The sequence below is a fragment of the Mesorhizobium humile genome (assembly GCF_033977215.1).
Taxonomy (GTDB): domain Bacteria; phylum Pseudomonadota; class Alphaproteobacteria; order Rhizobiales; family Rhizobiaceae; genus Mesorhizobium; species Mesorhizobium humile.
In genome coordinates this window covers 1-26,208 of sequence record NZ_JAVIIV010000022.1, presented here as the reverse complement: position 1 = coordinate 26,208, position 26,208 = coordinate 1, and the positions used below count along the sequence as shown (strand labels likewise).

The window sequence follows — 26,208 nt, the reverse complement described above, 5'->3', positions numbered from 1 at the left end:
CCGCTCCGGTTCTCGAAGCCCACCATTTTCGACTCGGCCTGACCTGAAACTCTCTACATCTCGGCCCTCGCGCGTCCCCGGTTCCAAGCTGAACGAAGGCTTAATGGTGCAATGCACAAAACGCATTGCGGCCATGCAAAAGCGTCCGTTCATTTCTTGGGCAGTCGTGCCTATTTACACGGCATCAAACGATTTCATCAAACGACTGGAGAAATTCAAATGAACCCGATCCGTGCTTTCCGTAAGTGGCGCATGTACAACGAGACCGTGCGCGAGCTGAACAAGCTCAATTCCCGCCAGCTGAGCGATCTCGGCATCAACCGCGCCGACATCGAGCGCATCGCCCGCCAGGCGGTGTAATCAGACACGGCCCGACCGCAAGGCCGGGCTGGACATGCAAGCCAGAGCCGTCGAGACGCTTGCTTTGTTTCCGGTTCCAAGCCCGCTGGACCTCGTCCAGCGGGTTTTGTCTTTTTCGGGCCTTAAAGCGCGTCGCGCCGAAACGGATTCGGGCGACGCGCTTTAAAACTTTGTTTTGTGCACGTCGTTCTCCCAAAACCGCCGAACACTTTTTGGGCGACATGCATTGGACCAGCCCTTTCCCAAAAACATTGCGAAAATTTGAGGGAGCGTTTATACAGGCCGCGAATTTCCCATTTTGGTGGCTCTAAAACCACCGCCCGCGCGGGAACGCGGGCGAACGAGAAGGATTTTTGATATGGCCAATTCGCTGCTGATGCCCAAGGCGACCGCCGTCTGGCTGGTCGACAACACCGCGCTCTCCTTCGAGCAGATCGCGCAGTTCTGCGGGCTGCATCCGCTCGAGGTCAAGGCGATCGCCGACGGCGAGTCGGCGCAGGGCATCAAGGGCATGGACCCGATCATCACCGGCCAGCTGACGCGCGACGAGATCGCGCGTGGCGAGAAGGACATCAACCATCGGCTGAAGCTGTCGGACCCGAAGGTGCGGGTGCCGGAATCGAAGCGCAAGGGCCCGCGCTACACGCCGCTGTCAAAGCGCCAGGACCGGCCGAACGCCATCCTGTGGCTGGTGCGCAACCATCCCGAGCTCAAGGACGCGCAGATCTCGCGTCTTGTCGGCACCACCAAGTCGACGATCGAGCAGATCCGCGAGCGCAAGCACTGGAACTCGGCCAATCTGCAGCCGATGGATCCGGTGACGCTCGGCCTTACCTCGCAGATCGACCTCGACCTTGAGGTCAACCGCGCCTCGCGTGGCCGCGAGCCGGCGCAGCCCGTCGGCGATACGCTGCTGCCCGCCGCGCTCACCGAACGGCTGGTGCCGGCGCCGGAGAAGCCGAAGGACGAGGATCAGGAGCTCGACGCCAATGCCGTCTTCGCCAAGCTTTCGGCGCTCAAGTCGAAGGACAAGGACGAAGACGACCAGGAGTAAGCCTTCCCGGCGCTCCAACAAAAAAGCCCGCTTCGAGCGGGCTTTTTTGTTGGACAATGGCTTGGGAGGAAGTCACGTCCGCGCGGCGCGGTCGGGCGCCATGCCGTAATCCTCGCTGCGCTCGACGGCGCGGTAGAAATCGGCGAGCTGCTTGCCGCGCTCCGGCTTGAAGATGCGGCCGGCAATGACGACCGAGGCGATGCGGTCGATGCGGAAGGCGCGGAAGTCGTCGCGCATCTCGCACCAGGCGACCAGCGTCCAGACCTTGCCCCAGAACCACAGGCCGAGCGGCCTGATGTCGCGCGCGGTGCCGCGGCCGGCCTCGTCGGAATAGTCGATGGTCAGCACCTGGCGTTTCTCGACGGCGCGCTCGATCAAATCGATGGCTTCGCGCGCGGCGTCGCTCACCACCCACATCGGCGTGTGGATTTCGGTGCGGGCAATGCGATCCTTCTCGGTATCGGGTAGCACGGCGCCGATCTTGACCAGCGCCTCGTCGGCGGCCCTCGCCATTGCGGCGCCGCCGAAGGCGCGCACCATGCGGGCGCCGGCAACCAGCGCCACGATCTCGTCACGTGTGAACATCAGGGGCGGAAGGTCGAAACCCTCTCTCATCATGTAGCCGACGCCCGCTTCGCCGTCGATCGGCACGCCGGTCGACTGCAGGTCGGCTATGTCGCGGTAAATGGTGCGTTCGGAAACTTCCAGCCATGCGCCGAGCTTCTGCGCGGTGACCAGCCGGCCGCCCCGCAAATGTTGCACGATCTGAAAAAGCCTGTCGGCACGACGCATCGATAGATCCCCCGGGGTTTATGGCCTAAGCCCTTCGCGCTTGCGCTGTGCGGCAACGAATTTCGCGCCGAAGGACAATCGGCCCGTGGTCGGCGTCTCGGCATCCAGCACACGCCAGAACGGCGCGATGTCGCTCAGCGCCATGCCGCGATCGAGATCCTCGTGAGCAGCCTCGGCAACCGTGCGCAGATGATAGCCGATCGTCACCGGGCATGTCACTTCGGCGCCGTGCTCGATGGCCAAAGCGGTGCGCAGCGCGCGCACATCCATCTCGACCCCTTCTGGGATCGAGCGGATGAAGTCGTCGACCTGGCGCGCGGTCGGCACCAGCATCGGCTGGCCTTCCACGACATCGCCGACCGTGCGCGGCGACGGCTTGATGCCGTTGATGCCCGGTGTGTTCAGCTTGTCGTTCCAGCTTTTCACCATGCGCGGATTACTCCGGATCGTCGGATCATGTTCGTTGCTGTCAGGATCGAAGCCGCTCCAATTACCGCACCCCTCCTGACAACATACTGTCAGGAAGCTGCGGCGAAACTACCGGCGGACAAAGGCTTCTTCCCTGAACTCAACATCACTGGCCGCCATTACATCTGGGCGCGGTGCCGCCACAATCCAAGTCGCGGGCGGCAAAATTTCAGTTTTCGCGGACGCGGCCGGTGTAAAGGTCCGGCCAGCCGATGTCCTTGCGGATGTCCGCCGGCAAGGTGTTCAGGAAACGCTGGGTGCGGATCTCGTTGCGCACGGTGCGAATCCTGCCGACATAATGCTGCACGCTACGCAGAATGGTAAAACCGTTCATGACCTGACTCCTCTCTGTTTGATGAGGAGAGTATCTCACACCCCTCCTGACAGCAGTCTGTCAGGAGGTTGGCAGGGTGCCGAAGAAGGCGATGCGGTGCCGCTTCGGGGGTTCGAGCGAGCCCTATTCCTGTCAGGAGTGTTGCGCCCGAAAGGCGCCCCTTAAGAACGGCTTTGACAGCCGCCATCGATGCTGGTCAAAGGCGGCATGACGAAACTGCTCGCCCTAGTCATCTGCGGCATCATGCTGATCCAGGTCATCAAGCCGCTGGGATGGCCGGGACTGAAGCGGCGCGGCGATTTCTGGAAGCTGGCGCTGCTTGCGATGGCCGCGATCTCGCTTGCCGCTGTCTTAGGCCATTGGACCTAAGTCAGGTTGCTCGCTTCGTCGCCCAGCACGAAATCCAGCAGATGCTCCGCCCAGGCGCGATAGCCTGCTTCGGAGGCGTGGAAGCCATCGGAGGCGAAACCGGCCTCGGGATTGGTGATCGGCAGGCGCGCGGCGGCAATGGCGCCGCGCTCGTTGCAGAGCCGCACGCCCATGCGGTTCATTTCCGTGGCGCGTACCTCGAGGATCCTGCCGAGCAATGGCGGCATTGCCGGCGCGCGGGTGAACTCCAGCACCGGCGACCACACGACACGCGCTTCCGGCCATTTGGCGCGCAGCGCGTAGAGCAGGCCGCCGAACTCCTTCTTGAAGCGCGGCACGGAGTGAAAATTCTTGGTGTCGTTGGTGCCGATGGCAAGCACGATATGCGTCCAGGGATCGGCCGAAAGGTTGGGCAGGACATGGTCGCGGATCTGGCCGGAGGTCGCCGAATTGAAGCCGGCGGCGCGCCAGCGCACGGCGCTGCCGGTGCGTTCAGCGATCAGGCCGGCAAGCTGCGCGGCAAGCCCGTATTCGGATTGCTCGATGCCGACCGACGCTGCCGAGGAGTCGCCCAGGACCAGCAACGCGACCGGTGGCGCCTCGCCCGGTATTTCGTGCAGGACCGGGCCTCGCGCCGGCAGCATGCGGCTGGTGCGCCGGCGCACGCCGAGGCCCTGCCAGACATAGACCGGGAAAGCGAGCCAGGTGAGAAGGGCAAGCAGACGCTGCATGGCGGTTCCGTTACCGTAAAGACAAAGCCATTAGATCGTGATGGCGTTTCGTTGAATCGCCATCACGATCTAACTCTTTGTTGGAGCATGATCTTCTCCGAAAACCGGTTCCCACTTTTCGGGATCATGCTCTAGCGCATGTTTCGGCTGAGGTGAACGAGGCCGATTACTCGCAGCAGTCTGGTCGCTCTCCACTCTTGTCCAGGTATTCGTCGTGGAGATGCACCCAGTCCATCAGGTTGTGATACGGGCCGGTCTCGTTGCGGCCCTTCGGCGTCATGTCGAGATAATGATAGGCGCCGATCAGCGCGTCGCCGCCGCGAGCGCGCGACAGGAAGGTGAGGAAGATGTCGCCGCACTCGTTGCGATAGAAGATGCTGGTGCCGGGCAGGTCCTTGGAGCGTAGCGGTCGCTTCTCGAAGTTGTAGGTGGTTTCGCCGCTAGCGATCTGCTTGTCGGTGAAGGAGACCTGCAGGTCGAAGTTGAAGTCGGACGCGTAGGACGACACCCAGTCGAACTTCCAGCCCATGCGCTGCCTGTAAGGCAGGATCTCGGCCAGCGGCGCGCGCGAGACGACGACCAGCGATACGTCGTGATGCTTCAGATGCTGGTCGGCGCCGTCGATATGGTCGGCGAGGAACGAACAGCCCTGGCAGCGGTGATCGCAGCCCGGCGCCATCATGAAATGGTAGACGATGAGCTGGCTCTTGCCGGCGAACAGGTCGCCAAAGCGCCTCGGCCCTGCTTCGGTTTCGAAGACGTAGTCCTTGCGCAGCTTGAACCAGGGCAACTGCCGCCGTTCGGCGGCGACGAGATCGCGCAGCCGTGTCAGTTCCTTCTCGCGCTCGAGGTGCTTGCGATGCGCCTCAAACCAGTCCTCCCGCGAAACCACGGCATTGCGATGCATGACCATCTCCTGTCCTCTCCTGCCAAGGACGTTCGACATCGGCGCGATCCGACATGGTCGATAGCGGTCGCAGCCCCACAAGTGGGAATGCGGCTCGCAAAAAGCAAAACCCGGGCCATCGGCCCGGGTTCTTAAGCACTGCGAAGGGATAGCGTCAGGCGGCTTTCTCCAGCGCCGGCTTCCATTTCCCGAGTGCCGCCAGATGGTTCATGTGGGCCCGGTGGGTGAAGGCGGCCTGGCCGGCGGCGACGTTCGAGGCCTTGCCGCTCCATGCCTTCTGCGGCGCGGCCTGCAGCGCGCGGCCATAGGAGAAGGTCAGTTTCCACGGATGCGGCCCGATGGCGTTGATGGCGTTGAGGTTGGCGGTCGCCTCCTCGTCCTCCTGCCCGCCGGAGAGGAAGGCGATTCCCGGCACGGCGGCCGGCACCACTTCGCGGAACAGTTTTATCGTCTTCTCGGCGATTTCCTCGGGGCTGTCGGTCCTGCCCGACTTCTTGCCCGAGATGACCATGTTGGGCTTCAGGATCGAGCCTTCCAGGACGACGCGCGCCGCGTAAAGCTCGTCGTAGAGCTTGACCAGCGTCGCCTTCGAGACGTCGTAGCAGGTGTCGATCGAGTGGGCGCCGTCCATCAGCACTTCCGGCTCGACGATCGGCACGATGCCTGCCTCCTGGCAAAGCGCGGCGTAGCGGGCCAGCGCGTGGGTGTTCGAGGCGATCGAATTGGCCGAAGGCACGCCCTTGCCGGTGTCGATATCGATCACCGCGCGCCATTTGGCGAAGCGGGCGCCGAGCTTGTAATAGTCGGCAAGCCGCTCGCGCAGCCCGTCCAGGCCCTCGGTGATGGTGTCGCCCGGGAAACCGGCCAGCGGCTTGGCGCCGGCGTCGACCTTGATGCCCGGGATCGAGCCGGCGGCCTTGATGATATCGACCAGCGGCGTGCCGTCGGCGGCCTTCTGGCGGATGGTCTCGTCATAGAGAATGACGCCGGAGATGTACTTCGTCATCGCGTCGGAGGCGCGGAACATCATCTCGCGGTAGTCGCGCCGATTGTCGGCGGTCGATTCGACGCCGATGACGTCGAAGCGTTTCTTGATGGTGCCGGAGCTTTCATCGGCGGCCAAAAGGCCTTTGCCATCGGCCACGATCGCGGCGGCGATATCTTCGAGACGTTCGCTCATGGGGCTTCTCCTACGGTGCGTTTGTTCCGCGCTAGCAGAACACTACTGCCAAAGGAATGACCCCGAAAAGCTCGAATCGATTGAAAGTCCTCGATCGCTGTGCCCGCTCGCCAAGTCTTGACGGCTCAGCGCTTCAGCACCTCGACGCCGGGCAGCGGCTTGCCTTCCATCCATTCGAGGAAAGCGCCGCCGGCGGTCGAGACATAGGTGAAGTCGTCGGCGACGCCGGCATGGTTGAGCGCGGCCACCGTGTCGCCGCCGCCGGCGACCGACACAAGCTTGCCCGCCTTGGTGCGGGCCGCCGCATGTTTTGCCGCCGCCACCGTGGCGCGGTCGAAGGGCTCTATCTCGAAAGCGCCGAGCGGCCCGTTCCAGACCAGCGTCGCGGCGCGGTCGATCCAGTCGTTGACGCTCTGCACGGTCTTTGCGCCGACATCGAGGATCATGCCGTCGGCCGGCACGTCCGAGATGGCGACGGTCTCGCTGGCGGCACCCGCCTTGAATTCCTTGGCCACCACGCCGTCGGCGGGCAGGATGATGGCGCAGCCGGCTTCGGCCGCCTCGATCATGATCTGCTTGGCGGTGTCGGCGAGGTCATGCTCGCAGAGCGACTTGCCGACATCGGTGCCGCGCGCTGCCAGGAAGGTGTTGGCCATGCCGCCGCCGATCACCAGCGCGTCGACCTTCTTCACGAGGTTCATCAAAAGGTCGATCTTGCTCGAGACCTTGGCGCCGCCGACGATGGCCACCACCGGGCGGACCGGATTGCCGAGACCTTTTTCCAGCGCGTCGAGCTCGGCCTGCATGGTGCGGCCGGCATAGGCCGGCAAATGACGCGCCAGGCCTTCGGTCGAGGCATGCGCGCGGTGCGCGGCGGAAAAGGCGTCGTTGACATAGATGTCGCCATTGGCGGCGAGCTTTTCGGTGAAGCCCGGCTCGTTCTTCTCCTCGGCCTTGTAGAAGCGGGTGTTTTCGAGCAGCAGCACGTCGCCGTCCTTCATGGCGGCGACGGCATCCGCAGCCTTGTCGCCGACGCAGTCGGCGGCGAAGCCGACCGGGCGGCCGAGAACGTCAGCCGCGGCCCTGGCGATCGGCTCGAGCGAGAACTCGGCAGAGGGGCCGTCCTTGGGGCGGCCGAAATGGGCAAGCAGGATCACCTTGGCGCCCTTTTTCGAGAGCTCGGCGATGGTTGGCGCGATGCGCTCGATGCGGGTGGCGTCGGTCACCTTGCCGTCGGCGACGGGAACGTTGAGGTCGACGCGCACCAGGACGCGCTTGCCGCTGACGGCGCCGATATCGTCGAGTGTCTTGAAGCCGGCCATGGTCGTTCCTTCTTAGTGCGTTTGACGCAATTCCAGACGGAAAATCGCCTACACTTTTCCTGGAATTGCTCTAGCGAAAACGCGGCGACCATACCCGGCGCGAAGGACGATGCAAGGGTCGCGTTGACGGCGCACGCGCAAAAATGATGTCGCCGTGAGACATCAGCCTTCGCCGGTTGCCTTCCGCCCGTCCGGCCCGGACGCCACGGTCTCGATTGGCAGGTCCTCGACCGCCTGTTCTTCCGCCGGCCTGCGCCAGTTGCGGATGATGGCTGCGATGCGGTCGCCGATCTCGCCGGCGCTCATGAAAACCGGCACGCGCGCCACCGGCGCGGTCGGCTCGAAGGATAGGCCAAGCCCGGTGATCCTGCCTTTTTCATCGACATCGCGCACGATCAGCTCGATCGGGCCGATCACCACGCGGTCGGCATATTCGGGATGGCCGCCGAGCCGGTCCGAAACCAGCGCGGCGACGGTGAGCTTCTGCTCGGCTTCGGTCAGGCCTGGCCCATAGGCTGCTTCCAGTTCGGCTGCCGAGCGGGCCGGATCGAGGGCGAAGGCGCCGAAGAAATCGGCATCCTCGGGGTCGACCACGGCGCGGCTGGCGAAAAGCTTGTCGAGCAGACGCGGATAGCGATCCGGCACGAAGATGTAGACCTGATCGCCGGCCGCCAACCGGCCCATGTCCTGGAAGCGCATCGAGCGGCCGTCGCGTAGCACCAGGGAGGGCCTGGCCCAGCGCGGGATGCGCTCGCCGCGCGCCACCGGGCTGCCGGGCGCGACGCGATAGGCGAGCAGCTCATGATGCGCCGAGCCCGGCAATTCGAGCTCCACCTTGTCCAGCGGCCCGAGACGCGCCGGCACGATCAGGCCAAGGCGGCGCGCCAGCGGACCGACCGTCCAGCCCTGCACCACCAGCGACACGAGCACGATGATGAAGGCGGCGTTGAAGATCAGGCGGCCATGTTCGAGGCCGCCAAGCAAGGGCGTGATGGCAAGCAGGATCGAGACCGCGCCGCGCAGGCCGACCCAGGAGACGAAGGCGACCTCCGGCCGCGGCAGGCGAAACGGGACCAGGCAGAGCCACACCGCCACCGGGCGCGCCACGAAGATCAGGAACAGGCCGAGCAGTACCGCGGGCACCAGGATTGCCGGGAATTGCGAGGGCGTGGCGAACAGGCCGAGGATCAGGAACATGATGATCTGCGCCAGCCACGACATGCCGTCCTGGAAACGCTTCAGGATGGTGACGGCGCGGATGTCGGAATTGCCGGCGATCAGCCCGGCAAGGTAGACGGCAAGGAAGCCCGAGCCGCCGATGGCGCCGGCTGCCGCGAACACCATCAGCGACAGCGTCAGCACGAAGATCGGCAGCAGGCCGTGGTCGAGATTGAGCCGCTCGACAAGCCGCACGATGCCGAAGCCGCCGAGGACGCCGATGACGGCGCCGAGCCCCATATTGGCGAGGAAGCCGAGCAAAAGGTTGGTGGCCAGCACATTGGCTTCGGGGTTGGCATGCGCGGCGATGATCTCGACCAGGGTGATGGTGAGGAAGATGGCGATCGGGTCGTTGGTGCCGGATTCCACTTCGAGCGTCGCACGCACGCGCTCGCGCAGATGGATTTCGCCGGCGCGCAGCAGGAAGAACACGGCGGCCGCGTCGGTGGAGGCGACCGCGGCGCCAAGCAGCGAGGATTCCAGCCAGCTGAGCTTGAGAACATAGGCGGCGGCGGTGCTGAAGATGGCTGTGGTCAGGATAACGCCGATCGTCGCCAGCGACAGCGCCGGCCCGGCCGCTTGCCTGAGCGCGTTGAGCGGCGTGCCGAAACCGGAATCGAACAGGATGACGGCCAAGGCCAATGAGCCGGCAAAATAAGCCAGCCGGGCATTGTCGAATTCGATGCCGAGGCCGTCGACGCCGGTGGCAAGGCCGATGCAGAGGAAGAGCAGCAGCAGGGGAGCGCCGAAGCGGAAGGCGATCAGGCTCGAAAACGCGGCGGCGACAATGAGCGCCGTACCGACCAGCGTCACGAGATAGATCGCATGCTCCATCCGCTATTGCCCCTCCAGAATCCCTCTATCCGTGGCTTTGCGGGAGAGTGGGGCGAAGACGTGACCAGTGCAAGGCAACAGCGTGGTTTTTCGCCCAAAGCTTCCGATTTCGTCATTCCAGGGCGAAGCAGGAGCGAAGCTCCGTCGCGAAGACCCAGGAATCCATTCCGTGACTTAGGCCGAGCGGCAAGGCGATGCAGAACAGAGGTCGTTCTGGATTGCCGCGGAGCACAGACGTCACGGAATGGATTCTAGGGTCTGCGCGCGTCGCTGCGCTCCTTGCTTCGCCCTAGAATGACGACGCGACCAGTGTTCCGGCCAATCTCCATGGTGCGCGGATCCGCCGTGACCTTAAACGAAAACGCCCGGCCGAAGCCGGGCGCCTTGAACTGTAAATTGACGGCAGCGATCAGGCGATGGTCTTGCCGAAGGCGACGGCGGTGTCGCCCATGCGGTTCGAGAAGCCCCATTCGTTGTCGTACCAGGACAGCACCGAAACGAAGTTTCCGTCCATCACCTTGGTCTGGTCGAGCGCGACGATCGAGGAATGCGGATCGTGGTTGAAGTCGATCGACACGTTCGGGTGATGGGTGACGGACAGAACACCCTTCAGCTTGCCCTTGGAGGCGGCGATGACCGCCTCGTTGATTTCCTGCGCGGTGGTCGAGCGCTTGGCGATGAACTTGAAGTCGACGACCGAGACGTTCGGGGTCGGCACGCGGATCGAAATGCCGTCGAGCTTGCCCTTGAGCTCGGGCAGCACGAGGCCGATCGCCTTGGCAGCACCGGTCGAGGTCGGGATCTGCGAGAGCGCAGCGGCGCGGGCGCGGTAGAGGTCCTTGTGCATGGTGTCCAGCGTCGGCTGGTCGCCGGTGTAGGAGTGGATCGTCGTCATCATGCCCTTCTCGATGCCGACGGTCTCGTGCAGCACCGCCGCCAGCGGCGCCAGGCAGTTGGTGGTGCAGGACGCGTTCGAGATGACGATGTGGTCCTTGGTCAGCTTGTCGTGGTTGATGCCGTAGACGACGGTGAGGTCGGCGCCTTCGGCCGGAGCCGAAACGAGGACGCGCTTGGCGCCGGCGGTCAGATGCGCGGCGGCCTTGTCGCGGGCGGTGAAGATGCCCGTGCATTCGAGCGCGATGTCGACGCCGAGCTCCTTCCACGGCAGCTGGGTCGGATCCTTGATCGCGGTGACCTTGAACTTCTCCTTGCCGACCGAGATCTGGTCGCCATCGACACTCACCTCATGCGGGAAGCGGCCATGCACGCTGTCGTAGCGCAACAGGTGCGCGTTGGTCTCGACCGGGCCGAGGTCGTTGACGGCGACCACGTCTATGTCCTTGCGGCCGGATTCATGGATGGCGCGCAGGATGTTGCGGCCGATGCGGCCAAATCCGTTGATGGCAACTCTGACGGTCATTGTTCTCTCCCTTGGGGGCTGGAAAGCGGATGGGTCCGCAGCTTCATAACGGCGGAAGGCCCAAGAATCCAGCCGCAGAACGTCGCATTTAAATCGATTAGGTTGGTCCAGCCCGGCAAAACCGTCTATCGGCGCTGCCGGGCCCGAGGCAATTCCTACATGCCGTGCAGCCGGGCTTCGACCGCCTTGGCCGCGGCATCGGCGGTGATGCCGAAATGCGGATAGAGCTGTTCGATCGTGCCCGAGGCGCCGAAGCCGTGCATGCCGACGAAGATGCCGTCGGTGCCGATCAGGTGGTCCCAGCCCTGGCGGATGCCGGCTTCGATCGCGACCTTCACCTTGGCGTTGCCGATCGTCTTCTTGCGATAATCCTCGCTCTGCTGGTCGAACAGCTCGAAGCAGGGCACCGAGACGACGCGGGTCGGATGGCCGTGCTTTTCGAGCAGGTCGCGCGCGCCGAGGGCGATCTCGACCTCGGAGCCGGTGGCGAAGATCGTCACCACGGCCTCGCCGCTGGCGGCGGCCAGCTCGTAGGCGCCCTGGTTGGAGAGGTTTTTCGCCGAATGCTCGGTGCGCACCGTCGGCAGGTTCTGGCGGGTCAGCGCCAGCGTCGACGGCGTCTTTTCGGATTCGAGCGCGATCTGCCAGCATTCGGCCGTCTCGACCGCGTCGGCCGGGCGGAAGACATTGTGGTTCGGGATGGCGCGCAGCGCCGCCAGATGCTCGACCGGCTGGTGGGTCGGGCCGTCCTCGCCGAGGCCGATCGAGTCATGCGTCATGACTAAGATCGAGCGGATGCCCATCAGCGAGGCCAGTCGCATCGAGGGGCGGGCATAGTCGGAGAAGCACATGAAGGTGCCGCCATAGGCGATCAGGCCGCCATGCAGCGTCAGGCCGTTGATCGCCGCCGCCATGCCATGCTCGCGGATGCCGTAATGGACATAGCGCTGGCCGTAATCGTCGGGCGTGATGTTCTTGGTCTGGCTGGTCTTGGTGTTGTTGGAGCCGGTGAGATCGGCCGAGCCGCCGATGGTTTCCGGCACCGCGCCGTTGATGACTTCCAGCGCCATTTCCGACGATTTGCGGGTGGCGACCTTCGGCTTGTCGGCCGAGAGCTTCTTCTTGTAGTCGGCGATGACGGCGTCGAAATTCGACGGCAGCTTGCCGGCGAGGCGACGTTCGAACTCAGCCTTCAGCGTCGGCTCGGCCTTGGCCAGGCGACCTTCCCAGTCGGCGCGCGCCTTGGTGCTGTTTTTGCCCACGGCGCGCCAGGCGTCGAGGATGTCGGCGGGAATTTCGAAGGGCGGCGATTCCCAGTTGAAGAACTTGCGCGCGCCGGCGATTTCCTCGGCGCCCAGCGGCGAGCCATGCGCCTTGTTGGTGCCGGCCTTGGTCGGAGCGCCGAAGCCGATGGTGGTCTTGCAGGCGATCATCGTCGGCTTGTCGGAATGGCGCGCCGCCTCGATGGCGTAGGCGATCGCTTCCGGATCGGTACCGTCGATATGGCTGGCGTTCCAGCCGGAAGCCTGGAAGCGGGCGACCTGGTCGGTGTTGTCGGCCAGCGAGACCGGGCCGTCGATCGAGATGTTGTTGTTGTCCCAGAAGACGATCAGCTTGTTCAGCTTCAGATGCCCGGCCAGCGCGATGGCTTCCTGGGAGACGCCTTCCATCAGGCAGCCGTCGCCGGCCAGCACATAGGTGTAGTGGTTGACGAGGTCGTTGCCGAAGGCGGCGTTCATGATGCGCTCGCCGAGCGCGAAGCCGACCGAATTGGCAAGGCCCTGGCCGAGCGGACCGGTGGTGGTCTCGATACCGGCGGCATGGCCGTATTCGGGATGGCCGGCGGTCTTGGAGCCGAGCTGGCGGAAATGCTTGATCTGGTCGATCGTCATATCCTCATAGCCGGTGAGGTAGAGGAGCGAATAGAGCAGCATCGAGCCGTGGCCGGCCGACAGGATGAAGCGGTCGCGGTCGGCCCAGTGCGGCGCCTTGGCGTCGAATTTCAGGAAACGGCTGAACAGCACCGTTGCGATGTCGGCGCAGCCCATCGGCAGGCCGGGGTGACCGGAGTTGGCCTTCTCGACGGCATCCATGGAAAGGAAACGGATCGCGTTGGCCATCCGATCATGTTGTTCACGCGACGTCATGCTTCCTCCGGAAGTGGGTTGGAGCCTGGGGAGAGCCCTTGGAAAAGATGCCGCGACACATAGCAGGCACGGCCTTTTAGTCAACAAATCGGGGTGGATTTTGCCGGGCTTGTGATGGCATCGAGCGCCTTACATTAGCGATAGCGGGGGACAGTCGCGAGAGCTTTGTTGACGCGCCCTTCACCCGGTGCCTAATCTTTCCGAGGTAACGCGTTCTGAACGCGAGCGATTCGGTGATGGGCAGGGCATAGGACGAGGCCATGACCGGGGAAACGACCCTCAAGGAAGTCATCGCCAGGCTGGGCAAAGCCATGGAAGGGCTGGAAAACGCCGTGGCGGCGAAGCTTGAGCATGAGCGCGATTATTCGGAAGCCGAGGCCGAGGTGCAGCGCATGAACGCCGACCGTTCGCGCCTGGCGCAGGAGCTCGACAATTCCGAAGCGCGCGCCGAGCGGCTGGAAGATGCCAACAAGGAAGTGTCGCGCCGGCTGGTGACCGCCATGGAAACCATCCGGGCGGTTCTGGACAGGTAGGGTCAATGGCACAGGTCACCGTTTCCATCGACGGCAAGCAGTACCGGATGGCCTGCGACGAGGGCCAGGAAGAGCATCTGATCGACCTTGCCGAGCGCTTCGACCGCTATGTCTCGCATCTGAAGGATTCCTTTGGCGAGATCGGCGACCAGCGGCTCACCGTCATGGCCGGCATCATGGTGATGGACGAGCTCTCGGAGCTCACCAAGCGCGTCAAGGGCATGGAGAGCGAAGTGCTGACCTTGCGCAAGACCCGCGACGAGGCGCTGACCAAGGCCGACAAAAGCGACAGCGTGCTGACCACGGCGCTCGGCGCGCTGGCGCAGCGCATGGAAGATCTCGCGGCGACGCTGGCGTTAAAGAAGGCCTGAGCGGCTTCTCCTCTATCGGAAGTAGAAAATCCTGCCGCGGCTCACCGATGGCAGCGAAAATTTTTGTTCCGTAAGAGCCGCCGCCATCGTGTGCGGCGTTTTACCGGTGCCGTGATGGTGCTAGGCTTCGGAGTCGGCAACGGCCAGCCGCAAGCCGGCTACAATTTTTCAAAATAGGGTAGGGATAGGCCATGAGTCTTCGTATCAACGATATCGCGCCGGATTTCACGGCCGAGACCACACAGGGCACCATCAAGTTCCACGACTGGATCGGCGACGGCTGGGCGGTGCTGTTCAGCCACCCAAAGAATTTCACGCCGGTCTGCACCACCGAGCTCGGCACCATGGCCGGTCTCGAAGGCGACTTCAAAAAGCGCAACGTCAAGATCATCGGCATCTCGGTCGATCCGGTGTCCAGCCACGACAAGTGGCAGGCCGATATCAAGACCGCCACCGGCCATACGGTGAACTATCCGCTGATCGGCGACAAAGACCTCCATGTCGCCAAGCTCTATGAAATGCTGCCGGCCGGTGCCGGCGAGAGCTCGGAGGGCCGCACGCCGGCCGACAACGCCACCGTGCGCTCGGTCTACGTCATCGGTCCGGACAAGAAGATCAAGCTGGTGTTGACCTATCCGATGACCACGGGCCGCAACTTCGACGAGATCCTGCGCGTCATCGATTCCATCCAGCTGACGGCCAAGCACCAGGTGGCGACGCCGGCGAACTGGAAGCAGGGCGACGACGTCATCATCACCGCCGCCGTCTCCAACGAGGACGCGATCAAGCGTTTTGGGGCGTACGAGACGGTGCTGCCTTATCTGAGGAAGACCAAGCAGCCGGCGGCGTGAGCCTTTCCTTCTCCCCGTTCCACGGGGAGAAGGTGCCCGAAGGGCGGATGAGGGGCGGCGCGGCGGTCGAGGATGGAGCGCCAAGCTGCTCGGAGATCTGTGCTGAGCAATTAACCTCGCAGCGTCGGCGCTGCCCCTCATTGTCCTGCCCTCCTTCGCAGCAGCTGCGCTGCAGCTACGGAGGATGAACCGGACATTTCTCCCCGTGAACGGGGAGAAAGGGCTAATTCGCCGCTTTCGCCAAACAAAAAGGCGGCGCCGAAGCGCCGCCTTTATCCATTGATACCTTGAGCTTGTTACGCCGCAGGCTGCGCCTCGATGGTGCGCAGCGCCTGGGTCTGGCGCTTGGCGGCGGCCTTGACCGCGTCCTGCACCTTCTCGAAGGCGCGCACCTCGATCTGGCGCACGCGCTCGCGGCTGATATCGAACTCGGCCGACAGCTCTTCCAGGGTCAGCGGCTCCTCGGCGAGGCGACGTGCCTCGAAGATGCGCCGCTCGCGCTCGTTGAGCACCGACAGAGCGCCCGACAGCATGGAGCGCCGGTTTTCCAGCTCGTCCTGCTCGATCAGCATCTCTTCCTGGCTTTCGTGGTCGTCGACCAGCCAGTCCTGCCATTCGCCGGACTCCCCCTCGCTCGCCCGGATCGGGGCGTTGAGCGAAGCGTCGCCCGACAGGCGGCGGTTCATCGACACCACTTCCGCCTCGGAAACATTGAGGCGGGTGGCGATCTCGGCGATCTGGTCGGGCTTCAAGTCGCCATCGTCGAGCGCCTGGATCTTGCCCTTCACCTTGCGCAGGTTGAAGAACAGGCGCTTCTGATTGGCGGTCGTGCCCATCTTGACCAGGCTCCACGAGCGCAGGATGTATTCCTGGATCGAGGCCTTGATCCACCACATTGCATAGGTGGCGAGCCGGAAACCACGCTCCGGTTCGAATTTCTTAACGGCCTGCATGAGGCCGACATTGCCTTCCGAGATCACCTCGCCGATCGGCAGGCCGTAGCCGCGATAGCCCATGGCAATCTTGGCGACGAGCCGCAAATGGCTGGTGACGAGCTTGTGGGCAGCCGTAGTGTCCTGATGCTCGGCATAACGCTTGGCGAGCATGTACTCTTCCTGCGGCTGAAGCATGGGAAAGCGGCGGATTTCTTCCAGGTAGCGGGCGAGACCGCCTTCACCGGAAACGATACTGGGTAATGATTGGGCCATGATAGCGCCCCCTCTCTCTTTGGAGTGGATGCCCCCGAAACGCGGCGGGCATTCGTCACGGATGCCAAAGGCTCATCCATGACAACCTCTATATATAGGAACAAAACCAGAAAAGACAGGCATTTGTTCAACGCTAAACAGTCTGTCACGCTGAAGTGAACAACGCCGGTCAGGTTTTTTGGTGGCTGGATTGCAGCTTGTTGGTGGCGGGTCGGTTCAAATTTTTCGGAAGTCGCCGACGAGTTCCTCCATGTCTGCCGGCATCGGCGCTTCGAACCTCATCGTCAGATGGGTGGTCGGATGCCGGAATTCAAGGAGCCAGGCATGCAAGGCCTGCCGCGGAAAGGCGGTGACCTTGGTTTTCAAGGGTTCGGGCAGACGGTTGGCCTTGGTACGGAAGGCCTGCCCGTAATCCGGGTCGCCGATCACGGGGTGGCCGATATGGGCCATGTGGACGCGGATCTGGTGGGTACGGCCGGTCTCCAGCCGGCATTCGACCAGGCTTGCGCTGGCGAAAGCCTGCTGGTCCTCGCCGAAGCGTTCGACGACGCTGAAATGGGTGACGGCATGGCGGGCATCGTCACGGCTTTCCGGCACCACGGCGCGGCGGACGCGGTCGGCGGCGCGGCCGAGCGCGGCGTCGATGGTGCCGGCGGGCCGCTGCGGGATGCCCCAGACCAGCGCCAGATAGGCGCGTTCGAGATCGCCGGTGCGGCCGTGATCGGCAAAGGCCTCCGACAGGGCCTTGTGCGCCCGGTCGGTCTTGGCCACGACCATGACGCCGCTGGTCTCCTTGTCCAGCCGGTGGACAATGCCCGGCCGCCTGACGCCGCCGATGCCGGACAGGCTGTCGCCGCAGTGATGGATCAGCGCGTTGACCAGCGTGCCGGTCCAGTTGCCGGCGCCGGGGTGGACGACCAGTCCCGCGGGCTTGTCGATCACGATGAGCTCGTCGTCCTCGTAGAGGATGTCGAGGGGAATGTCTTCGCCTTGCGGCTCGGCCGGCTCCGGCGCGGGCACCAGGATCTCAATCCGCTCACCGGCGATCAGCTTGCGCTTGGCTTCCAGCACCGGCTTGCCGGCGATGGAGACCGCGCCTTGCTTGATCAGCGCCTGCACGCGGCTGCGCGAGAGCTCCGGTCCGAGCCGGCTGGCAAGCCACTGGTCGAGCCGCTGGCCGGCGGCGTCCGTGCCGGCTTCGAGCACGACGGCTTCGCCGGATTCCTCGTCCGCCAATTCGTCCTCTATCAATATCGGGGTCTCTTCGTTATGAGCGCTCATCGAAACCCGTTGGGGATTGTTTAGCCATGGCCCGGCCGATCGCCGATGAAGATGAGGAAAAGCCGCTCGACCCCGCGGCCGAGAACGTGCGCCGCAAGCTCGTCCGCTTCATGATCGTGAATCTCGGCCTTCTGTTCCTCGCCCTTATGGTGGTGATCGGGGCGCTTGTCTACAAAGCCCGCAACGCCCCTGTCGCCGGCCCGGCGCCGGCCGGCGAGGTCCAGGCGCCCTCTGGAGCGCCGCTCTCCGGCGACATCGTGCTGCCGGTCGGCGCCAGGGTGGTCAGCCAGTCGCTCTCCGGCAACCGCCTGTCGATCGACGCCGAGCTTGCCGACGGCAGCCGTTCGATCTTCGTCTACGACATCGCAGAGCGCCGCGTCATCGGCCAGTTCCCAATCCGAAACAAATGAGCCCGCAATGCGGACAAACGAGTTTGCCGCGGACATGAGCGGCTTTGCCGTAAACCGCAGCATCGCGACCGTCGCGCTCGTCGTCGGCAATTACGACGAGGCGATCGCCTGGTATGTCGAGCGGCTCGGCTTCGTGCTCACCGAAGATGTCGATCTCGGCGGCGGCAAGCGCTGGGTCACCGTCGCGCCGGCGAACGGCCAGGGTGCGCGGCTGCTCCTGGCGGAGGCCTCCGGCGAGGAGCAGGCAAGCCGCATCGGCAACCAGACCGGTGGCCGGGTCTTCCTGTTCCTGGAAACCGACGATTTTTCCCGCGACCACCAAGCGATGCTCGGCAGGGGTGTCGAGTTCCGCGAAGCGCCGCGCCACGAGGCCTATGGCACGGTGGCGGTGTTCGCCGATCTCCACGGCAATCTCTGGGACCTGATCGAGCCGAAGCGGCAGGGCTGACCAAGGCCACTCGTCAAAGCGCAAAGCGGTCGAAAGCCCAAGCGGGGCATTCCTTGGCAAGCCAACGAATGCCCCGCTTGGGTCTTTTTGTTTGTCGCGGATTTCTGTCGGAAAACCGCACGACACTTTTCCGGAATCTGCTCGGTTGCTTTTTCCCCGCCGCCAGCCTATGTAGCCGGTTCTTGAGCGCGCCCATCGTCTAGCGGTCAGGACACCGCCCTCTCACGGCGGGAACAGGGGTTCGATTCCCCTTGGGCGTACCAAATATTTTCAATCACTTAGCGATACGGCGGACGGAACTGTCAAAAACGGTCAAATAAGCCTTCCGAGCGCTGCAATTTTGCAATGTAAGATGCGTCGCGACGACGCTGCCATTCCGGTGACGAAGGCGCTTGCAGCGGCTACGGCGACGAAGATCAGGCCACGCGGTACGCTCGCCAACCGCAGTCGGCGGGAGCACCTAGCTCCGGTGCGCCTGGGCCATTGGTCGGAACCGGCTGTCGTACTTTGTCCAAGCCCTTTTCCCCGCGACGGAGAATGCTCCAAAAAATGTGGCGAGGGTCTAAAGCGCGTCGCGCTGGAACGGATTCAGGCGACGCGCTTTAGGTCCTTCGTTGATGCATGTCGTTGCCGCAAAACCGAGGTCACTTTTGCGCGACATGCATTAGTAGTAGACGGGCGAGGCATTCACCTAAGTCTGCCGAAGAATTGGCTAACGTACATATCCAGCAAGCTGCTGACGCGCCAACGGTACAGCCGCGCGGCCACTCTTTCGCGCCCCATAACCGTTTCCGCATGTTCTGTCGCGAGTTTGAGCAGCGTTTCGGAGACTTCCTGCGCCGACCAGCCTCTAACAAGGGAGGCCTTCACCAAAGCTTCAAACGCGGGCTCAAGGGCAACTTCGCAGTTGATGGGGCGGTCGGGGCTCCCATCAGGAAGCAGAGGCGATTGGATTGGTTGCAGCGGGGCCATGCACCCAGAAAGCGCAAACATGGAGAATCGTTCCGCCCGTCATTGGCGCTTTTTTAGTAGGCGCTAACGGAATGTCCATCCTATGGACTCTGGCACGGCAGGCGGCTTAGTCAAGAAATTGCTGATATTCGCCGATAGCCCGCTGCAAGATGTGCCACCATCACCCGCAGCGGGCTAGGGGTGGCCGGCGCCTCTCGTTGGAGATTGCCTAAGGGTGCGCCGGCCTGGCGAACCGTGGTCCGCCGCATATGCAGTATGACTAAAGTGGCGGATGCCAGAAATGGTGTGATCGCGGAAGCCCTTGGCAAGCGTGCCGGTGGCTGGCGAGGCCGCATTCCAACAGTCATGCCTTTCTAGAATTTTGCTTTGCGGCCCTGTAGTCAGCTTCCCACGGCAATGCGTCAAAGTCCGGCTTGATCCCCCCAGCACGGTAGGCGTCCTGGGCCATGTAATTGCAGTTGGCCTTATCCAGGATGCAGGCAAAGGGCGGATTTCCAGGACATCGATAAAGGCCTACTGCGTCCATCTTAGAAATTCCCCGTGAATATTTCAGAATGGATCCCATAGCTGCCTGCGCATGTCGCCCTTCATTGTGATGAGGTGCTCGAGCCAATAGTCGGGAACTGGACGAGTTGGCGGTTAGCAACCCGAGAGCTTGAGCGGAAACAACGGGTGCGTACCCGTCTGCCGGCCCGTCGCGGGGCGCCCTCAAGCCGGCGGCGGGCTCCGGAAGGCCCGCCTTTTTCGTTCACGAAACGACCGGCATAAGATCACGCCGGGCGGTCTGCCTGCGCCACTGGCGAGCGCCCACACAAGCTTGTGCTGGACCGCAGCCGCTCAATCCTGGCCGCATGCGCGCCAGTGTGACGAAGCTTACAGTTGTAAAGTATCGTGTATGCGATCAATCCGAGCAAAGGTGTTGGGGTACGTGCTTGGCTGGGGGATGGGGATGCCCTTATCAAATGACCTGGGCGACAAGAACCTGATGTTTGATTGCCCGGAGTGCCATAGGAAGATTGTAAAGAAAGGCTCTTGGATCAAGAGCGTCGCAACCTTCAGATGTGAGGGTTGCTCTGCAACTGTGCGAATGACTTATAGGCACAAGCTCGCAATTTTCGAGCGACACTCGACCGCGCATCGGGTGGGCAGTCCATCGGGGTAACAGTAGCGGCCCTAGGGCGGCCCGGCCGCGTAAGGCGGGGGGTGCCGCGCGCAAGCCGGGCCTGGCCGGCGCGGGGTTAGGGGTAGGAACAAAACGCCGACCTGAATGTCATTATATCAGGGACTGCTAATTCACTCGCCGTACGAACGGAGGACGTTACACTGCCGCCGCCCGATTGCAGAAAACCCCTGCAACGGCTTAGACAGACACTGGCAAAAGGGTTTGCCCTGATGCGGCCCGGCAGTCCGCGTTGGGGTGAGTTGGGCTGACCGCTGAGCCTAGTCAACTCGGGGGCAAGACGGCTAAAACCAGACCGTAGTATTAGCGATCCCGCAACAATACCCTGCGCGGCGTTTTCGCCCGTTTTGGCCGGAGCCCTCGACGGGTTGGTCCGTCTCATAACATCGAACCTTGTGCTTGCGCCTGCTGCGGAAACTTGATCTGCGTCGCAGGCTTGTCGGCGATGACCAGCGCGTCATCAGGGGTCGTGCGCTGGAGCGCCTTTGCTTCCGACCATGCCGCTGTCATCCACGTCTCGATCTCTTCCTGCGTAGTCAGGATCACCGGCATGGCCTTCTCGTGGATCGGCGCTACCAAAGCATTCGGTTTGGAGGTCATGAAGCCGCAACGCTGCGCGAACTGCCTACGCAGGAACAGCGTCAGCGGAGCCCTTCCGAGTAGCTCGCCAAGCACCAAGCTGTTATCTCGAACAATCGAGCCGCGTCATGAACGCCCGGCCCTGAATCCATTCCCGTCACCGAGAACTGCATGGATAGGTCAAGGGCAACTTTGTTATGTTATACACGCCGCGTTCTCGGGGCGGATACGGGTCGATGGATCAGGAAAGACTTCTAGCCGCAGTCCTCTTGGCTGATGTCGTGGGCAGCACGCCGCTCTATGAGCGCATCGGCGACGATGCCGCCCTGCAGCAGGTGTCGGATTGCCTGGACGTGATACGCGAGATCGCCGGCCGGCACGGTGGTGATTTCATTTACTCGAAGGGCGATGACGTGCTCAGCCTGTTCGAGAGACCGGAGGCGGCGCTGGGGGCTGTCTGCCAAATCAGCAGCCAACTGACGAAAGGACCGTTGAGCGCCCGTATCGGTTTGCATTTCGGGGCGGTCATTCGCGCCCGGGGCGCGCTATTCGGCGACGTTGTCAATGTCACCGCAAGATTGTCCAGCACGGCCAATCCCGGGGAGGTGTTGATCAGCCAGAGCTTCTTCGAAGCCCTTTCCGCAGGCAGCCGCGGTGCCTTGCGGCTTCTCGACAAAATGGCCTTCAAGGGGAAGCAAGAACTCTTCGATGTCTATACGCTGGGGAGAGACGACGGGGTTCCCAGCACGCACATCACCAGCCGGGGCACCTTTGTCGACAGGCGCTCCGCCCTGCCGCGGCAGATCAATCTGGTCATCCGCTATGGAGATCAGTTGCGAACCTGCCGAAACAACGAATCGGTGACGATCGGCCGATCTCCCGAATGCAATATCGTCGTCCAGCGGCCCTGGGTCTCACGGCACCACGCGACTTTCACCATTTCGAACGGCAAGGCCCGGTTTATTGAGCGAAGCTCGTCGGGCACATTTTTGTCGATGGGACCCGGCCATGAAGTATTCGTGCGCCGTGAAGATGTTCTGCTCTTCGGCTCCGGCGTCATCTCGCCAGGACGGACATCGTCGCTCGGCGACGCCCAGCTTCTTCACTACGAAATTGTCTCGAACTGACCCGGCTGAGGTCGTTAGCCGCGACCGTCAAGGCAAAGCCACACCGACCGATCTAAATTTAAAGCTGTCGGCGCCGTATCGTTTCGGCGAGCTCGGCAAAGGCCTCCACGATTCCCTCGCCGTTCTTGGCGCTCACGAACTTGACGCTCGATCGCGGCAGCTGGCCGATCTCTTCGGCGCTGCCGGGGGCTTCGGCGAGATCGATCTTGTTCACGAGGGCCCTGTACGGCCTGCCCGGAAACCTCGTCTCGAAGCTGCGAACCAGCTCGACCATGCGCGTCACGGTTTGCGGGCGCGTCACGTCCGACACGACGATGGCGGCCGACGCGCCGGTCACGTAGACGGTGTCGAAGATGCGCGTCCCGAAATCGCCGTCGGTGTCCCATAGCACGAGGCGCGCCGCGTCGCCGCCGCGGACCGGATCGGCCGGAACATCGTAGCTGAGCACCTCGACACCGAGCGTCGATTTGTATTCGCCGTCGAAGCGATCGTGCACGAGGCGATACATGATGGACGTCTTGCCCACACCCATGTCGCCAAGCAGCATGACCTTTGCGCTGAGCATCATTGAGGGCGCTCGGCGCGGAACACGTTTTCGAAGGTGACGCGGCGGTTGCCTTCGCTCGGCACGTCGGAAATCGGCATCGATGACGAGCGCGAAACCACGAACAACCGCGACGGCTCGATCCCGAGCGAGGTCAATTTCCTCACCACCTGATCCGCTCTCTTGCGGGCGACCGCGCGGTTGGTCGTTTCCGTTCCGGTGTCATCCGCGTGCCCGACGACCCGGATCCTCAGGTCGTTGCCCGCAAGAAGTCCGGCCAGATCGCGGATCTGCTGGTCGGCCGCCTTGTCATCGGCAAAGGCGTCGGCGTCGCCAAAGAAGATTGCCGTCGCGGTCATGAAGCGATCGAGCCGCTCGGCGGGGCCGTCGGCGATCGACCGCATGGCATCATATTGCTGGTTCCTGGATTTTGTTTCCTCGGTGAGCGCTGCCCGTGTCTGGTCAAGGCCTGCCTGCAGGCCGGCAAGGGATTTCGCCTCTTCTTCACTCGGCACGCGCGCCTGATCGATGCGGGCCTGCAAGCTGGCGAGGGACTGCCGCTGACCGGCAACCGCTTCGCCGGTTTCGCCGGCGGACCTCTGCAAGCCGGCGAGAGATTGCCGCAGTTCAGCGAGCGCCCGGCGGTTTTCGTCGATGCCCGCCTGGAGGCCGGTCGCCGATTGCCGCAGGGCGTCGATGTCGGCGCTGAGCGTCGCCAATTGTTCCGTGCCCGGCACGACGCCGATCCGGCCGACGACCCGATAGGGCGTGGCGGCCTTGGCCAGGGCGTCGATCAGCGGAGTCGTCTGCACCTGGCTTGGCTCTATGCCGGAGACCGAGACGCTGCGGTTGCCGTGGTCGAAATCCAGACGCAGCGGAAACGTTTCCAGCAGCGGTTCCTTGCCTGCCAGTTCCTGGAGCGCATCGTTGGTGCGGCGCTCCAGCATCGTGCGGGTCCAATAGACGCTCGCCAGCCATGCCAACCCGGCGGCGACGAGAGCCGCGAGCACGAACAGAACGACCTTTGCGCTCCGACGCGGCTTCGGCTCCACGGCACGACCCGCTTCTATGGAGGAGGCCAGCGACGCCAGCATGGCCGCGTCGCAGCCGATGCCGCCATCCATGGTCTCGATCGTGTCGAAGAAAAGCGAATTGATCCTGGCGTCGTCGGTGGGGCGAAGGGGGCCGATGCATTCCGCCGCCAGGATGAACCGGGGCGAGGCGCGCAGCACGATCTCGCGTCCGCCGAAATCGAGCTGCTGCAGATTGCCCTCTCCCGCCAGGGCCTGGACGGAAAATTCCAGGATCGCCGCGACCATCGCGCTCAGCAGGTCGGCCCGCTCGTCAGAGGTCTCTTGGCGCTTCCAGTCCGCGACGAGGCGTCCGTTGCCGCGCTCGATCATGAGCAGCCGGTTGACGCGCGGCGGACTGGCATTTGCCAGAACGAACTCGCTGATCGGACGGCCCGTCGCCAGCGACTTGATGCGCCCGATCCACAGCTCCGTGGATGTCAGGGCGTTGAGGCGCTGCTCCAGCCGCGCGACGAGTTCCTTGAAAGCGTTTGCCACGGCCGCGCTGACCAGCCTGCCCGTGATCGGGTAGAGCGCATCGACCATGAGGTCGCGTGAGTTCCTGATCTCGCTGCGGATCGCGGAGACCACCGATGGCGCGATGACGTTCGCCAGTTCGCGCGGCCGAACGACCTCGGCGCGCTCCAGCGCTGCGACGAGGATGTCGGCCGTTGCCGTTTCCAGGCGGGAGGGGCTGCCTATATACTGCTGAAGCAGGGCGACGTCCGCCCCCAGCGCCTCGAGACGCGCCGCCTCCGTTTGAAAGAGCAGTTTTCTAAGCTGCTCGATCTCACGGTTCTGGCCGGCGGCGGACGTCATGCTACTTTCCCGCGCGGCCGGACCCTAGCCCGCTGATGGTTGCTCCAAGCTCCGAAATCGCGGCGCCGATGTCCCTTTGCGAGGCGAGCCGCTTCTGTTCGGTCTCCCGCTCAAGTTCCAGGATGTGCGCCTGCAGGATCGCGAGCTCTTTGGCAAAGTCCGCCTGGAGCTGCTTGATGGTGGCCTGCATTTCCTCGCGCAGGCCGGCAAGGTTGCTCTCGATCGATCGCTGCGCGCCTCCGAACAGGAGATTGCGAACCTGATCGATCGTCGCGTCGGGATGGATTGTCGCTTCCGATCCGTTGGCGGATGCGGCTCCATCCTTGGCTTTTCCAGCTTGCTCGGCGGCTTTCATGTTCGTTCCCCGGTTTTCCACGCTCACTGACACTGTGACGATCGTTATATCAATTCCTAATTCGTGCGACAGGCAATCGACTTATTGCCGTCGCCGGGCTGTCATAGGTCGAGCGTGGCATTCGCGCCGCCATGTCCATCGTCACCTATCGCAATGACTACCCTCACGCCAGTCATCCTTCGAGCCTGATCGGATCGAGGCTGTCCGGCTGCCGCCGAACATGACCTTCGTCATCTCCGGTCCTGACCTTCGTCAGGTGTCGCGACCCGACGAAACGACCTAGATCAGAACGACTGAACGCTGCGCGACGGCGGACGTGATTTTCGACGGGAGGTTTCCGGATGGGATTTTTGGACAGTCTGCAAAGCGCGTTGCAGGGCGGGCAGCGGGGCGGAGGCTCGAACCTCCTGGCGGATGCGTTGACCAGTGTTGGCGGTTATCAGGGGGTGCTTGCCATGCTGCAGAAGTCAGGTCTCGGCGACCGCGTCGAATCCTGGCTGAGCACCAACGGCGCCAATCTTCCGATCGCGCCCGACGAGATCAAGTCGGCTCTTGGCGACCAACGTCTTCAGCAACTGGCGAGCCAGTTCGGGATTCCGCTGGATCAGGTGGCCGCCGTGTTGGCACAGCATCTTCCGGCCGCCGTCGACCAGGCCAGCCCCGACGGGGTGCTCGCGACGCGCCGCGGCTGACACCACGGGCGACAAGACAAATCCGGACATGGCTTTGCGGCAACCAGGCCGCGCGGCTCGACGGCAACGTCGCTGTTCAGCCGGAAACGAGAGGGCAAGCGTGTGAGCAAGCAAGACGAACTGATCAGCAAATATGCGGCGGACCTGAGGGTGAAGTGCGGCCTTACGGCGGATATGGATCTCTTGACGAAGGTGACGAAGGGCTGCGGCCCGGCGATCTACGACAAGGATGCATCCACCGTTTCGGCTTCGGACAAGGAGGAGCTGGAACGGGTCAAGCAGAATTTTCTCGTCAAAAGACTGGGGCTCGCGGCCGATGCCGGCCTGGACGCGGGGCTCGCCAGGGTCATCGACCAGTACGGCCGCACCAACCGCAACAAACATCGCGCGGTCTTCTACTATCTGCTCGTCAAGCATTTCAGGCGCGAGAGCGTCTTCGCCTGACGGCGGCAACAGGCAAATGGCTAAGAGGAGATGGGGATGCTGAAAGAATTCCAGGAATTCATTTCCAAGGGCAATGTGATGGACCTGGCCGTCGGCGTCATCATCGGCGCCTCCTTTGGCAAGATCGTCGAATCGCTTGTCAATGACATCATCATGCCGATCGTCGGCGCGATCTTCGGCGGGCTGGA

The 26,208-nt window shown here is 63.3% G+C and carries 26 protein-coding genes, 1 tRNA gene and 2 pseudogenes; 13 read left to right on the top strand and 16 right to left on the bottom strand.

Annotated features, from left to right (window positions below; genetic code table 11):
- The first annotated feature begins 219 nt into the window (after positions 1 to 219).
- Both RFM52_RS26425 and RFM52_RS26420 read left to right on the top strand, forming a co-directional pair.
- Positions 220 to 360 (top strand): DUF1127 domain-containing protein, encoded by a 141-nt coding sequence (locus RFM52_RS26425; protein ID WP_292587512.1) that lies wholly within the window; start codon positions 220 to 222, stop codon positions 358 to 360.
- Positions 361 to 718: 358 nt separating this feature from the next.
- Positions 719 to 1,414, top strand: a complete 696-nt coding sequence (locus RFM52_RS26420; RefSeq protein ID WP_320296533.1) for a DUF1013 domain-containing protein — start codon at positions 719 to 721, stop codon at positions 1,412 to 1,414.
- Positions 1,415 to 1,486: 72 nt separating this feature from the next.
- Here the strand turns inward: RFM52_RS26420 and RFM52_RS26415 are convergent, their stop codons facing one another.
- From RFM52_RS26415 to RFM52_RS26405, 3 genes are all read right to left on the bottom strand, one after another.
- Entirely contained in the window at positions 1,487 to 2,206 is a 720-nt protein-coding gene (locus tag RFM52_RS26415) for a helix-turn-helix transcriptional regulator (RefSeq protein ID WP_224668401.1), read from the bottom strand.
- 18 nt (positions 2,207 to 2,224) lie between these two features.
- Positions 2,225 to 2,635, bottom strand: a complete 411-nt coding sequence (locus RFM52_RS26410) for a hypothetical protein (protein ID WP_320296534.1) — start codon at positions 2,633 to 2,635, stop codon at positions 2,225 to 2,227.
- Positions 2,636 to 2,843: 208 nt separating this feature from the next.
- Entirely contained in the window at positions 2,844 to 3,008 is a 165-nt protein-coding gene (locus RFM52_RS26405; protein ID WP_116397974.1) for a hypothetical protein, read from the bottom strand.
- A gap of 207 nt (positions 3,009 to 3,215) precedes the next feature.
- Here RFM52_RS26405 and RFM52_RS26400 point away from each other — a divergent pair, with 207 nt between their 5' ends.
- Complete coding sequence (locus RFM52_RS26400) at positions 3,216 to 3,377, top strand: hypothetical protein (protein ID WP_320327882.1); 162 nt, start codon at positions 3,216 to 3,218, stop codon at positions 3,375 to 3,377.
- Here the strand turns inward: RFM52_RS26400 and RFM52_RS26395 are convergent.
- The 7 genes from RFM52_RS26395 to tkt form a co-directional block, all read right to left on the bottom strand.
- On the bottom strand, positions 3,374 to 4,108 hold the full coding sequence (locus RFM52_RS26395) for an SGNH/GDSL hydrolase family protein (protein ID WP_320296535.1): 735 nt from the start codon (positions 4,106 to 4,108) through the stop codon (positions 3,374 to 3,376). The two genes, RFM52_RS26400 and RFM52_RS26395, sit on opposite strands and share 4 nt — an antisense overlap.
- A gap of 166 nt (positions 4,109 to 4,274) precedes the next feature.
- Positions 4,275 to 5,015, bottom strand: a complete 741-nt coding sequence (locus RFM52_RS26390; RefSeq protein WP_320296536.1) for a DUF899 domain-containing protein — start codon at positions 5,013 to 5,015, stop codon at positions 4,275 to 4,277.
- 154 nt (positions 5,016 to 5,169) lie between these two features.
- The gene (locus RFM52_RS26385; protein ID WP_320296537.1) at positions 5,170 to 6,195 is read right to left on the bottom strand and encodes a class I fructose-bisphosphate aldolase; all 1,026 of its coding nucleotides are present in this window, start codon (positions 6,193 to 6,195) and stop codon (positions 5,170 to 5,172) included.
- A 125-nt stretch (positions 6,196 to 6,320) separates the two neighbouring features.
- On the bottom strand, positions 6,321 to 7,517 hold the full coding sequence (locus tag RFM52_RS26380) for a phosphoglycerate kinase (RefSeq protein WP_320296538.1): 1,197 nt from the start codon (positions 7,515 to 7,517) through the stop codon (positions 6,321 to 6,323).
- 162 nt (positions 7,518 to 7,679) lie between these two features.
- Positions 7,680 to 9,569 carry a potassium/proton antiporter gene (locus RFM52_RS26375; protein WP_320296539.1) on the bottom strand — a complete coding sequence of 630 codons (1,890 nt, stop codon included), beginning with the start codon at positions 9,567 to 9,569 and terminating at the stop codon, positions 7,680 to 7,682.
- Between the two features lie 409 nt (positions 9,570 to 9,978).
- Positions 9,979 to 10,989 (bottom strand): type I glyceraldehyde-3-phosphate dehydrogenase, encoded by a 1,011-nt coding sequence (gap, locus tag RFM52_RS26370; RefSeq protein WP_320296540.1) that lies wholly within the window; start codon positions 10,987 to 10,989, stop codon positions 9,979 to 9,981.
- Between the two features lie 155 nt (positions 10,990 to 11,144).
- Positions 11,145 to 13,136: a transketolase gene (gene tkt, locus RFM52_RS26365; RefSeq protein WP_320296541.1), complete on the bottom strand. Its 1,992-nt coding sequence runs from the start codon at positions 13,134 to 13,136 to the stop codon at positions 11,145 to 11,147.
- A 260-nt stretch (positions 13,137 to 13,396) separates the two neighbouring features.
- Between tkt and RFM52_RS26360 the strand changes: the two genes are divergently transcribed.
- The 3 genes from RFM52_RS26360 (at position 13,397) to RFM52_RS26350 (ending at position 14,891) form a co-directional block, all read left to right on the top strand.
- Complete coding sequence (locus RFM52_RS26360) at positions 13,397 to 13,669, top strand: DUF4164 domain-containing protein (protein ID WP_023763725.1); 273 nt, start codon at positions 13,397 to 13,399, stop codon at positions 13,667 to 13,669.
- A 5-nt stretch (positions 13,670 to 13,674) separates the two neighbouring features.
- On the top strand, positions 13,675 to 14,040 hold the full coding sequence (locus RFM52_RS26355; RefSeq protein WP_140647887.1) for a cell division protein ZapA: 366 nt from the start codon (positions 13,675 to 13,677) through the stop codon (positions 14,038 to 14,040).
- A 191-nt stretch (positions 14,041 to 14,231) separates the two neighbouring features.
- On the top strand, positions 14,232 to 14,891 hold the full coding sequence (locus tag RFM52_RS26350) for a peroxiredoxin (protein ID WP_320296542.1): 660 nt from the start codon (positions 14,232 to 14,234) through the stop codon (positions 14,889 to 14,891).
- A 296-nt stretch (positions 14,892 to 15,187) separates the two neighbouring features.
- On the opposite strand, the gene rpoH is transcribed toward RFM52_RS26350, so the two are convergent.
- Positions 15,188 to 16,099: an RNA polymerase sigma factor RpoH gene (gene rpoH, locus RFM52_RS26345; protein ID WP_112100827.1), complete on the bottom strand. Its 912-nt coding sequence runs from the start codon at positions 16,097 to 16,099 to the stop codon at positions 15,188 to 15,190.
- A 216-nt stretch (positions 16,100 to 16,315) separates the two neighbouring features.
- Complete coding sequence (locus RFM52_RS26340) at positions 16,316 to 17,380, bottom strand: RluA family pseudouridine synthase (RefSeq protein WP_320296543.1); 1,065 nt, start codon at positions 17,378 to 17,380, stop codon at positions 16,316 to 16,318.
- Between the two features lie 26 nt (positions 17,381 to 17,406).
- Between RFM52_RS26340 and RFM52_RS26335 the strand changes: the two genes are divergently transcribed.
- The 3 genes from RFM52_RS26335 to RFM52_RS26325 all read left to right on the top strand — a co-directional run bounded on the left by RFM52_RS26335 (position 17,407) and on the right by RFM52_RS26325 (position 18,501).
- Positions 17,407 to 17,790, top strand: coding sequence for a fimbrial protein (locus tag RFM52_RS26335; RefSeq protein ID WP_320296544.1), 384 nt, complete (start codon positions 17,407 to 17,409; stop codon positions 17,788 to 17,790).
- A 34-nt stretch (positions 17,791 to 17,824) separates the two neighbouring features.
- Positions 17,825 to 18,238 carry a VOC family protein gene (locus tag RFM52_RS26330; RefSeq protein WP_320296771.1) on the top strand — a complete coding sequence of 138 codons (414 nt, stop codon included), beginning with the start codon at positions 17,825 to 17,827 and terminating at the stop codon, positions 18,236 to 18,238.
- Between the two features lie 188 nt (positions 18,239 to 18,426).
- Positions 18,427 to 18,501 (top strand) — tRNA-Glu (locus RFM52_RS26325).
- Positions 18,502 to 20,768: 2,267 nt separating this feature from the next.
- Here the strand turns inward: RFM52_RS26325 and RFM52_RS26320 are convergent.
- Positions 20,769 to 20,993 (bottom strand): annotated as a pseudogene (locus RFM52_RS26320) (SOS response-associated peptidase); the annotation flags it as partial.
- Between the two features lie 212 nt (positions 20,994 to 21,205).
- On the opposite strand from RFM52_RS26320, the gene RFM52_RS26315 reads away from it, so the two are divergent.
- On the top strand, positions 21,206 to 22,096 hold the full coding sequence (locus tag RFM52_RS26315; RefSeq protein ID WP_320296545.1) for an FHA domain-containing protein: 891 nt from the start codon (positions 21,206 to 21,208) through the stop codon (positions 22,094 to 22,096).
- 58 nt (positions 22,097 to 22,154) lie between these two features.
- On the opposite strand, the gene RFM52_RS26310 is transcribed toward RFM52_RS26315, so the two are convergent.
- The 3 genes from RFM52_RS26310 to RFM52_RS26300 are packed head-to-tail and all read right to left on the bottom strand — an operon-like array spanning position 22,155 to position 24,884.
- Positions 22,155 to 22,643, bottom strand: a complete 489-nt coding sequence (locus tag RFM52_RS26310) for a P-loop NTPase family protein (protein ID WP_320296546.1) — start codon at positions 22,641 to 22,643, stop codon at positions 22,155 to 22,157.
- Between the two features lie 17 nt (positions 22,644 to 22,660).
- Positions 22,661 to 24,529 (bottom strand): OmpA family protein, encoded by a 1,869-nt coding sequence (locus RFM52_RS26305; protein WP_320296547.1) that lies wholly within the window; start codon positions 24,527 to 24,529, stop codon positions 22,661 to 22,663.
- Position 24,530: 1 nt separating this feature from the next.
- A complete protein-coding gene (locus tag RFM52_RS26300) occupies positions 24,531 to 24,884 on the bottom strand; it encodes a hypothetical protein (protein WP_320296548.1) in 354 nt (117 codons plus the stop codon).
- 338 nt (positions 24,885 to 25,222) lie between these two features.
- On the opposite strand from RFM52_RS26300, the pseudogene RFM52_RS26295 reads away from it, so the two are divergent.
- The 3 genes and pseudogenes from RFM52_RS26295 to RFM52_RS26285 all read left to right on the top strand — a co-directional run.
- Positions 25,223 to 25,576, top strand: a pseudogene (locus RFM52_RS26295) (YidB family protein); the annotation flags it as partial.
- Positions 25,577 to 25,678: 102 nt separating this feature from the next.
- Positions 25,679 to 26,020: a DUF2853 family protein gene (locus RFM52_RS26290; RefSeq protein WP_320296550.1), complete on the top strand. Its 342-nt coding sequence runs from the start codon at positions 25,679 to 25,681 to the stop codon at positions 26,018 to 26,020.
- A gap of 36 nt (positions 26,021 to 26,056) precedes the next feature.
- Positions 26,057 to 26,208: MscL family protein (locus RFM52_RS26285; protein ID WP_320327883.1), on the top strand; the 152-nt coding region annotated here is incomplete at its 3' end.